This is a genomic window from Microcoleus sp. Pol17C6, assembly GCF_036701145.1.
Classification (GTDB): domain Bacteria; phylum Cyanobacteriota; class Cyanobacteriia; order Cyanobacteriales; family Microcoleaceae; genus Microcoleus.
Window position 1 is genome coordinate 1 of record NZ_JAUBQH010000106.1, and the last position, 8,878, is coordinate 8,878.

Genomic DNA, 8,878 nt, shown 5'->3' on the forward strand with positions numbered 1-8,878 from the left:
TGTCGCTCATGTTTCTGTGTCAAAAAAGCTTGAGGATGGGATCTTATCACGAATTGTTACTATTTTGGAGATGTCTAATACTCTGCCTTCTCAAACTTGGTTGAATAGTCAGCTAATTTAGGATGCTTTTGTGCTTGCAAGCTTCCTCGAAAGCTACGTAGGGACTCATTTGTTATGTTTCTTAATATCACGTCTTATTTTGTAGGTATTTTGGCTGTACCCCAATTAGCCATCGGCTCCATAGTTTTCAAGGACTTAAAAAGTCTAAATGGTTGCCAGCCTGCTTTTGCAATTCATCCAAAGAACCTTGCCGTTTTACTCTACCCTGTTCCAATAACACAATCCAATCAGCCCGCATGATGACTCTAGGGCGGTGACTAATCAAAATCGTAGTTTTGCCTTGGCGGTGAGACAAGAGCCCATCTAGGACTTGGGCTTCACTCACTGGATCAAGGTTCGCTGTTGATTCATCTAAAATCAGGATTGGTGGGTTGGTGACAATTGCTCTGGCTATAGCGAGCCGCTGTCGCTGTCCTCCAGAAATATTGGCTCCAAACTCGCCTAAAACAGTTTGATATTTATCAGGCAGTTTGCTGATAAATTCATCAATCTTAGCGAGCTGACAGGCGGTAACGATTTCCTCAAAAGTAGCGTGAGGGGAACCCAAACGAAAGTTGGCGAGAATCGAGCGGCTCCAAAAGTGAGGTTCTTGAGGAATTAGAATAATCTGTTGGCGCAGACAATCAATAGCCAGGTCTTGACTGTTATAAATTCCCAGGCGAATATTGCCCGATTGCAAAGGATACAGGCCCGCAATGAGCTTGACTAAGGTACTCTTTCCGCAACCCGATTCTCCAATTAAAGCAACGACTTTACCGCCGGGAACCGTCACAGAAAAATCCTCGACTAAATCAACTTGACCGGGGTAGTTAAAGTTAAGGTTGGTGCAAACAATATCAGCGTTTTCAGAAAGTTTTACAAAAGGCTTTTTGACATCACCCGGTTGCATTTCAGGTTTGGCATCAGTGACCTCAGTCAGGCGTTCCACAGCGGTTCTAATCCAGATAGATTCATTGATGATGACAATCAAATCAGCCATTAAGCGAATTACATTTTGCGCCAGGGTATAAGAAGCGACCAGTTGACCGATGCTGATTTCCTTAGAAATCACCAGTTGGCTGCCGAACCAAAGCATACCCACACTACCGAGATTAGAGACTACATCAGAAAAGGTGCGGTTAACAACCATAATCTGGATAGTGCGAAATGTCAGATTGGCTACTTTGCCAGAGCGACTCTGAAGTTGTTCCCACAGTTGAGGTGCGGCAGAGGTTGTTTTGAGCGTGAGTCCTCCTTTAAACGTTTCTACCAGAATTGCTTGGTTTTCACCGTCTTCGGCTAATACTGTTCGCGTTTTTTGCCGGAGAGTTGGCAGAAACACCAGCGTCGATAGCGTCATTACCGCTGCAATTGAGGCGGCAAGCAGCATCAGTTTCCAGCTATAAAACCATAAGAAACCCAAAGAAGCCGCAGCAATAAAAAACTCGCTGGGTAAAGTAACTAAAAGCTGAGAAATTATATTTCTAATGCGTTGAATATCTCGCAGTCTGCTAATGATTTCACCGCTGCGATGAGTTTCATAATAAGTGAGCGGCAAGCGCAGGATTGCTCGAATAAATTCGAGAATGAGCCCCAACTCCAGCCGTTGAGCAAAATGTGCGATCAAATTTGACTGCACCAATCTCAGTCCGCTACCGATCAAACTCATGACTAGAGTGGCAATAATGACACCGTTGAGCAGCTTGGTATCTCCCCGCACCAGCACATCATCAGTGAGAATTTGGATCAGGAACGGGAAAGCCAGAGTAATCAAACCCAAGAAAAGATTGAGGAACAGCGCTTCCGATAAAATGGCTCGGTAAGGCCAAATGCGCTGCCAAAATTGTCCCAGAATGTTAATTCGATCGTTTGGTTGCTCTCCAAAGCGAATTGGGTCTGCTTCTAGCAAGAGCATGATGTAATTTTGCCAGCCTTCGGTTAGCTGATGGCGGGATAAATAACGGATGCCGACAGCCGGGTCAGCGATGACGTATTTCTTGCCCTGCCGCCCATACAAAACTACCCAGTGGTATCCCAGCCAGTGAATAATTGCAGGTAGGGGAAGAGCGTCGATTTGGTCAATAATCTCTGGTGAGGCTTTGACTCCTTGAGCATTGAAACCTAGCTCCTCCGCCCCCCGCTTCAGCCCTAGCAGCGTGGTTCCCTGCTGCCCCGTGCCTACCAGTTCCCGAATATGGCTGATTGCTAAGGTACGCCCGTAATGTTTAGCAACGGTAGCGAAGCAAGCTGCCCCACAGTCAGATTCAGCAAGCTGTAAAACACAAGGATATTTAACCAATCTAAGCATTCTTATTTCAGACCCAACAGAATATGCCAGCGTAGATTCATTATTTTCATCGTGTCTTTATAAGTTTTGGATGAAGTTAGTGACACTTAGTTTCTTGTCACAAGCATCGGCTTCAATCAAATGCTAAAATAGGGACTGAAAGAATGTCAGCGATTTAGAGAAAGTTGTGAATGTTTGTACGCAAATTATTTTTTAAAACAAGCAACAAAACTCCATCAATTAGAGGATTAGTTAGGCTTTTCTATCATAAATTTGTCAGCAGTCTTGCTTTTGTAAGAATAAACGTAAGTACCGTCTCTTCTGTGGAGATAATATCTGCTGTAACTTCCATTCCCGATTGGATGGGATACCGATGGCCGCTCTTCTCTAGATAAAGTTTTTCAGGTTGAAGGGTCACTTCGTAGTAGGGAGTAGCTGCACCCACATCCGGGCTATCAGGTGTAATTGCATCGGGAGCGATCGCCCTTACCGCACCTTTAAGCGTGCCGTAATCGGGATAAGGATAGGCAGAAACTTGCAGTTGAGCTTTGCCCTGCGTACAGTCTGACACTTTTTCTTCTTTGCAGACTCGAACGCGGCCAATATCTCGAACTGCCACACGAGCTTTAATGACAAGGGAGGCATTACTTGGAGCAATGCGGGCAATGGATTCTCCAGGACGTACCACCTGACCCGAATTTCGCAATTCCAGTTTGAGGATAGTACCGTCGGCGGGGGCGGTAATTATCGTTTTTTTGAGTTCGATACCAATTTGTTGGAGTTCTTGCAGATCCCGGTTGATTCGATTTTGGATTTCATGGCGGCTTTGAATTAGCGCTTCTCGTTCTTTTTTTAACATCGCCAAACCTGCTTCGCCCTTAGATTTTTCTTGGGCAATTCGTTCAGAAGCGATTGCTACAGGTGCGGCGCTAGGATTAAGGGCAGCTTGAACGACTTTTAATTTAGCGGCAGCTACTTCAACGGCTTGCTGTTGTTTCTCAACGGTTCTTCTTTGGCTTTCAATGGCTTGTCGTTGCGTTGCCACCGCTGCTTTTTCCCCAGCAACGGCTTGTTCTTGCTGTTCAACTGCTCGTTGGGTTTCTTCTAGTAAATCGAGGGAAATCGCTCCTGATTCTCGCAGCGGCTGATAGCGATTCTGCTTAGAAACGGCTGCTTTTAAACTCGCCTCTGCTGCTTTTAAATTCGCCCCTATTTTTAGTAAATAAGCCTGTTCTTTTTGCAATTCTTCTTGGGCTTTTTGCCTGTCTAGTTGAGCTAATTGAAAATTAGCTGCGGCTGCTTCAACTTCGGCAACTGTAGTCAGTTTTCGTTCTCGATATTCCTGTTGGTTGCGGCTTAAATCGGCTTCGGCGGAAGCAATTGCGCGTTCCATTCCCCAATTTTCTGCTGCGATTCGCTCCTCTGTAGCGGTAACTTGAGCTGTAATTTGTCGCAGTTGCAATTGATTTTGCTGGATATTGCCTTGTAATTGACTTTTTTTAGTCAAAGATTGGGAGGAGTCGATAACTGCGATCGCATCTCCCTGTTTTACCGCCATGTTCTCTTTCACCGAAATACTTTCGACCCTGCCTTCTGTCGCTGCTTGTACTATCTGAACTTCTCCAACAGGCCGGACTGTGGCGGGAGCTTTGACGGTGATGTTGTATTTCGTGACAGCAGTGAGGGTGATGGCTGCACCAACGCTTCCCATTAACAATATACCGCCTAGGGTTGTCCAAATACTTATGGGAGGCAGAAATTCATCGCTTTTGGCTGGGCGGAGCAAGTCTGGGTTGGGGTCACTAAACATACTTACAAGGGTAGAGCACCAGGATGCTGGCTAATAAACAAATAACCCGGAGAGGAAATAGAAATATTGCTCTTTTGTCAATAGGGCAATCCTCTCCGGGTTAACTTTTTAGACTTTTGAACAGCTACTAGGTAGCGCCAATCTTTACTCGGTCAGTTGCTAAGCTGTTCTGCATTTAAATTGTATGTTAAAAAACCATCAAACTCTTGTGGGGTGGGCGTCCCGCTCGCCCTGAATATACAATTTAAATGCGCGACAGCTTATCGATCAACCGCTCCATATCCTTTGAGTTCCGCCGTTGACTGAAGACATATCTTTTTCGGTCAGAGTCACTATTGGCAAATTGGTCAAAGGTAAGGTTTTGCCTGATTTATGGGATTGCTTCTTATTGTCCATTCTAGAATCCTCCATCTTTTAGTTAACTTTAACAAATTGGAGGGGAAGATTAGTAATTTTCACTACTTCCCTCATTTTCAGAGAACTTGGGTTGAATTCCCCGTTCGCTTAGCCCCTCCTACCACTAACCTTAGAGGTAGATTAACCAGCCCATGAATTGTAACCTCCGCCGTTAACGGAAGACATATCTTTTTCGGTCAGAGTTACAATTGGCAGCTTTGTCAAAGGTAAGGTTTTGGCTTGTTTCTGGTCTTGCTTTTTCGTGTCCATGATAAAATCCTCTGCGTTTTAGAAAAAATTAACAAAGTGGAGGGGAAAAGAAGTCGTTTTTTACTCCTTTTTTTCATAACTAGGATTTAAGTCCTCGTTACATTAGTCCCTCCTAAAGTTGCCTTAGAGGTTGATTAACTTGTCCATGCGTAACCGCTGCCGCCGTTGACGGAAGACATATCTTTTTCGGTCATGGTGACGATTGGCAGTTGTGTCAAAGGTAATGTTTTAGCTGGTTTCTGAGATTGCTTTTTAGTGTCCATTGTAGAATCCTCGGCGTTTGAGTGAATTGTAAGAAATTGGAGGGAAAGATAAGTATCAAGAAATTAATTGTTTTCACAACTAGGGTTTAATTCTTCGTTACCTTAACCCTCAGACTAACAAGCTTAGAGGTTCCTTGCCTCTAAATTGCATTGATATGTCCACTGCCATTGACAGGAGACATATCTTTTGCGGTCGCAAGCTTGCTCTAGCTGCCACCGGGCATACCGATCCGCCCGCCGTTGACGGAAGACATATCTTTTTCGGTCAGCGCGACAATAGGCAGTTGTGTCAAAGGCAATGTTTTGGCTTGTTTTTGGTGTTGCTTTTTCGTGTCCATTATAAAATCGTCTGTATTTTAGAGAAAATTAACAAACAGGAGGGAAAAGAAGTCGTTTTTTACTACTTCCTTCATTTTCAGAGCTCAGGTTGAATTCCTCCTTCGCTTAGTCCCTCCTACAGCAACCTTAGAGGTTGATTAATAATGCCATGCACCTCCGCCGTTGACGGAAGACATATCTTTTTCGGTCAGGGTAACAATAGGTAGATGTACCTGTAGCTGGGTTGTTACTTGTTTCTGGGATTGCTTCTTGGTTTTCACTGTTAGTTCTCCTGAGCTGAGCAATATCTACATTAGTCAAGAGATACATTCCTCATTTTGTTTGTCCGGATGGTTCGCCAGATTGTTTGCTAAATATTTTTTTCGGAGAACCCAAGCGATAATTGTCCACCTAACTTACCCAACAGTCAGGACTGTTGCTATATGACCCAAGGGCTTGCTCTCGCTTGACTTTGAGCCGCTGTGGAACATTAAATCAACGCCAGCTCCACCCCTGACGCGACATTTGATTCGACTTTTTTACGATCCTTGCCTTGTAAAGCTTGTAGTATCGTTCCAGAAACAGTCCGAAGTATTGATAGATTGAAGGCGCATCAATGCGATCGTGGGCTGGATAAGCACGAGCACCCTTTCACAGAAACTAGCGTATTCTCTTTGCCCTGATGTGTAGGGTTCCATCCATGAGGGGGCGGGCGGTTAGTTTGCTAGCCACTATGTCACCAGCCCGCTACAAGATTTTGAAGTTTTGGAGAAATTTTCCACTACCTTGATGCGGGCTAGGACGATCGCTTTTATTCCTCCACGTCTTTCAACCCGTCCTCTAACAACATCCGGGTCGTGCGGTGGTGTTAGCGTTGCCAATGCAGCTTCGGGTGTTAGTGATGCTGTGGATGTTGGTGCTGGCGATGCAGCTTCCATCAAAAGACTTTGGCTCGTTTGAGCGCCCAGGAGCGTGTAGCAGAAAGGTTGAGGGCGATTTCCTACGGGATACCTTCGCTATGCGCGCTCATCGCCATGTACCAGTTGCATAAATCTTAAATTACTCACTCAGACATCTAGACGTTTAGATGATTAAATCAACCGCAGGTGATGCGACCCGCGACAGTATCACACCTTCAAGAGAGCGAATGGGGAGCAGACTCTCGCAGTGCAGCAACTGCTTGATTTTTGGGAAGATCCACCTCCTCCCATCACCTGCAACCGAGCGCTACGTTGTTATCGTTAATTAGCTGAGCCAACCCGCCCTATAACTGGCAAGATACGGCATCATTTAAAACATTCAAGCATTCAAATGTTTGGACATTTAGATGATTAAGAGGTAAAGTTGAGTTAATCAACGTATCGGTATACCTATGATCGTGACAATCGCCTCATTCAAGGGCGGAGTCGGCAAGACAACTACAGCGCTGCACTTGGCGGCTTACCTGCAAACCAAAGCGCCTACGCTCTTGGTAGACGGCGACCTCAACCGCAGTGCTTTGGATTGGGCTGCGCGGGGTTCTCTCCCGTTCAAAGTGGTGGATGAAAAGCAAGGAGTTCGCTTTGCCAGAGATTACGAGCACATCGTGATAGACACGCCGGCCAGACCCGACCCCGACGAACTCAAAACTGTAGCAGAAGGTTGTGACTTGCTGATTTTACCGAGTTCCCCCGATGCGATGGCCCTCACTGCGATGCTGCAAATGGTCGAAGCTTTGCATTCCCTAAAATCGAATTACCGCATTTTGCTCACCCTCATCCCGCCCGCTCCTAGCAAAGTCGGGATTGAGTCTCGCAGAACGATCGAGAAAGCCCAGTTGCCGATATTTAAAGCTGAGATCAGGCGGCTGGCAGTATTTCAGAAAGCCGCGCTGACCGGGGTTCCCGTAAGTGCTGTCAAGGATGCCTACGCCAAAGCTGCTTGGGGTTGTTATGCCGCTGTCGGCAAGGAGATATTGCCATGAGCCGCTTTGATGATTTGTTAAAGGCCAAGAAACTCAAACCCGGCGAACCTGACCTCGAACCCGCACCAACTCCGGCGTTACCCAAAAGCAAAGACCCAAACTTTGTCAGGGCTACTGTTTACCTGCCCAAACAAATGCACCGCGACCTTAAATCTGCTGCCGCACAGTCAGGTGAAGAAATCAGCGAGCTGGTTGAAAAGTCCGTCGCTCAATACCTCCAGCAGCTTAGTGCCAATACAAACATTTAACTGTTTGAACATTTGAACATTTGAATGTTTGAACGTTATCAGTTTTTTCTCTTATTTGCAGCAGTTACCTTTCCCGTCAATCGCTGCATTCTTGAGTTCGTCTACTGTTGGGTGCGTATGTTGGTAAGCTGGCACTGGACTCGCAAGGGAGCGGTGCAGCATGAAGAAAATACGGCAGTTGGGGGCGATCGCTCTGATTTTGGAGATGGTTGCTGGCTGCAATCTGACATCAGCCCCGCCATCTTCACTGCCGCGAGTTTCTCCTAAACCAAGAGTGCAGAAACCCACAGCGCAGAATCCCGTAGCTTCGGCAACCAACAACCCCAACTTGCTGCTGGGCAATCCCAGCAATGCCACATCCAGTGTTGCCAGCACCGACACTATTTAATGGTGAAGCCACAGTTTGTGCTCTCCTACAACAGCAAAACTAAGACCGCCAATTGGGTATCGTGGCAACTGAACCGCTCTTGGATTGGGGCAGCCGATCGCCAGGACAACTTCCGCCCCGATGATGCTCTCCCCGCTGCTTGGTACAAAGTGCGACCCAACGATTACACCGGCAGCGGCTACGACCGGGGACACATTGCACCCAGTACAGATCGCACCCGTAATGAAGCCGATAACAGCAGCACTTTCCTGATGACCAACATGATGCCCCAAATCCCAGAACTCAACAGGGGCGTTTGGAGTGACCTGGAAGATTACTGCCGGAAAATGGAAAAGCTTTCGAGTTTCGGTAAAGCAACTGAAACAAAAGACGGGGCCAAATTTCTTGTCGAACGTACCCTCACAGGTTCAGCAAGTCATTGAAAGCAAAGCTGACAGCCAGTAAATCTTAGGTCTACTTCAAAGCTTTGTCTCGAATACTGCTGAATATTTGAGTGCGCTTTTGAGTCCGCTCTTGCAAACACGGCCACCGAGTGCCACCATCCCTCATATCCCATGACTGCATAAGCCTAGCTGATGACTTCTATCAATTAAACTGTCGCTCAACCCCTTTACAAACCTTAACAACACCGTTAATAATATAAACATCATCCGAACATTGACAACCAAATACAGCAATCATAAAACCATGACAACAACCTTACAGCAGCGCGAAAGCGCCAATGTCTGGGAACGCTTCTGCGAGTGGGTAACAAGCACAGACAACCGCATTTATGTAGGTTGGTTCGGCGTCTTGATGATTCCTACCCTCCTGAGCGCCACCATCTGCTACATCAT

11 protein-coding genes and 1 pseudogene are annotated in these 8,878 nt (G+C 46.3%); 4 read left to right on the forward strand and 8 right to left on the reverse strand.

The features are described from left to right. Positions 1–247 precede the first annotated feature (247 nt). The 7 genes from QUA25_RS27985 to QUA25_RS28015 all read right to left on the reverse strand — a co-directional run bounded on the left by QUA25_RS27985 (position 248) and on the right by QUA25_RS28015 (position 6,381). Positions 248–2,407: a peptidase domain-containing ABC transporter gene (locus QUA25_RS27985; RefSeq protein WP_333042895.1), complete on the reverse strand. Its 2,160-nt coding sequence runs from the start codon at positions 2,405–2,407 to the stop codon at positions 248–250. 244 nt (positions 2,408–2,651) lie between these two features. Next, positions 2,652–4,196: an HlyD family efflux transporter periplasmic adaptor subunit gene (locus tag QUA25_RS27990; RefSeq protein ID WP_333042898.1), complete on the reverse strand. Its 1,545-nt coding sequence runs from the start codon at positions 4,194–4,196 to the stop codon at positions 2,652–2,654. 267 nt (positions 4,197–4,463) lie between these two features. Then, a complete protein-coding gene (locus QUA25_RS27995; RefSeq protein WP_333042899.1) occupies positions 4,464–4,592 on the reverse strand; it encodes a hypothetical protein in 129 nt (42 codons plus the stop codon). Positions 4,593–4,733: 141 nt separating this feature from the next. Further along, complete coding sequence (locus tag QUA25_RS28000) at positions 4,734–4,862, reverse strand: hypothetical protein (protein WP_333042901.1); 129 nt, start codon at positions 4,860–4,862, stop codon at positions 4,734–4,736. Positions 4,863–4,996: 134 nt separating this feature from the next. Then, positions 4,997–5,125: a hypothetical protein gene (locus tag QUA25_RS28005; RefSeq protein WP_333042903.1), complete on the reverse strand. Its 129-nt coding sequence runs from the start codon at positions 5,123–5,125 to the stop codon at positions 4,997–4,999. Positions 5,126–5,331: 206 nt separating this feature from the next. Next, positions 5,332–5,463, reverse strand: a complete 132-nt coding sequence (locus QUA25_RS28010) for a hypothetical protein (protein ID WP_333042905.1) — start codon at positions 5,461–5,463, stop codon at positions 5,332–5,334. A 711-nt stretch (positions 5,464–6,174) separates the two neighbouring features. Further along, on the reverse strand, positions 6,175–6,381 hold the full coding sequence (locus tag QUA25_RS28015) for a hypothetical protein (RefSeq protein WP_333042907.1): 207 nt from the start codon (positions 6,379–6,381) through the stop codon (positions 6,175–6,177). A gap of 434 nt (positions 6,382–6,815) precedes the next feature. On the opposite strand from QUA25_RS28015, the gene QUA25_RS28020 reads away from it, so the two are divergent. Further along, a complete protein-coding gene (locus QUA25_RS28020; RefSeq protein ID WP_333042908.1) occupies positions 6,816–7,406 on the forward strand; it encodes a ParA family protein in 591 nt (196 codons plus the stop codon). After that, positions 7,403–7,654, forward strand: a complete 252-nt coding sequence (locus QUA25_RS28025) for a ribbon-helix-helix domain-containing protein (RefSeq protein ID WP_333042909.1) — start codon at positions 7,403–7,405, stop codon at positions 7,652–7,654. Before QUA25_RS28020 ends, QUA25_RS28025 begins: the two co-directional genes overlap by 4 nt. Positions 7,655–7,705: 51 nt before the next feature. Here the strand turns inward: QUA25_RS28025 and QUA25_RS28030 are convergent, their stop codons facing one another. Further along, positions 7,706–8,029, reverse strand: coding sequence for a hypothetical protein (locus QUA25_RS28030; protein WP_333042911.1), 324 nt, complete (start codon positions 8,027–8,029; stop codon positions 7,706–7,708). A 12-nt stretch (positions 8,030–8,041) separates the two neighbouring features. Here QUA25_RS28030 and QUA25_RS28035 point away from each other — a divergent pair, with 12 nt between their 5' ends. Both QUA25_RS28035 and QUA25_RS28040 read left to right on the forward strand, forming a co-directional pair. After that, positions 8,042–8,464, forward strand: a complete 423-nt coding sequence (locus QUA25_RS28035; protein WP_333042913.1) for a DNA/RNA non-specific endonuclease — start codon at positions 8,042–8,044, stop codon at positions 8,462–8,464. Positions 8,465–8,729: 265 nt separating this feature from the next. Further along, a pseudogene (locus tag QUA25_RS28040) lies at positions 8,730–8,878 on the forward strand (photosystem II q(b) protein); the annotation flags it as partial.

Bases quoted from the DNA above. Each gene is read 5' to 3' on its own strand.
- QUA25_RS27985 (WP_333042895.1), bottom strand. From the start codon at position 2,407: ATGCTTAGATTGGTTAAATATCCTTGTGTTTTACAGCTTGCTGAATCT.
- QUA25_RS27990 (WP_333042898.1), bottom strand. From the start codon at position 4,196: ATGTTTAGTGACCCCAACCCAGACTTGCTCCGCCCAGCCAAAAGCGAT.
- QUA25_RS27995 (WP_333042899.1), bottom strand. From the start codon at position 4,592: ATGGACAATAAGAAGCAATCCCATAAATCAGGCAAAACCTTACCTTTG.
- QUA25_RS28000 (WP_333042901.1), bottom strand. From the start codon at position 4,862: ATGGACACGAAAAAGCAAGACCAGAAACAAGCCAAAACCTTACCTTTG.
- QUA25_RS28005 (WP_333042903.1), bottom strand. From the start codon at position 5,125: ATGGACACTAAAAAGCAATCTCAGAAACCAGCTAAAACATTACCTTTG.
- QUA25_RS28010 (WP_333042905.1), bottom strand. From the start codon at position 5,463: ATGGACACGAAAAAGCAACACCAAAAACAAGCCAAAACATTGCCTTTG.
- QUA25_RS28015 (WP_333042907.1), bottom strand. From the start codon at position 6,381: ATGGAAGCTGCATCGCCAGCACCAACATCCACAGCATCACTAACACCC.
- QUA25_RS28020 (WP_333042908.1), top strand. From the start codon at position 6,816: ATGATCGTGACAATCGCCTCATTCAAGGGCGGAGTCGGCAAGACAACT.
- QUA25_RS28025 (WP_333042909.1), top strand. From the start codon at position 7,403: ATGAGCCGCTTTGATGATTTGTTAAAGGCCAAGAAACTCAAACCCGGC.
- QUA25_RS28035 (WP_333042913.1), top strand. From the start codon at position 8,042: ATGGTGAAGCCACAGTTTGTGCTCTCCTACAACAGCAAAACTAAGACC.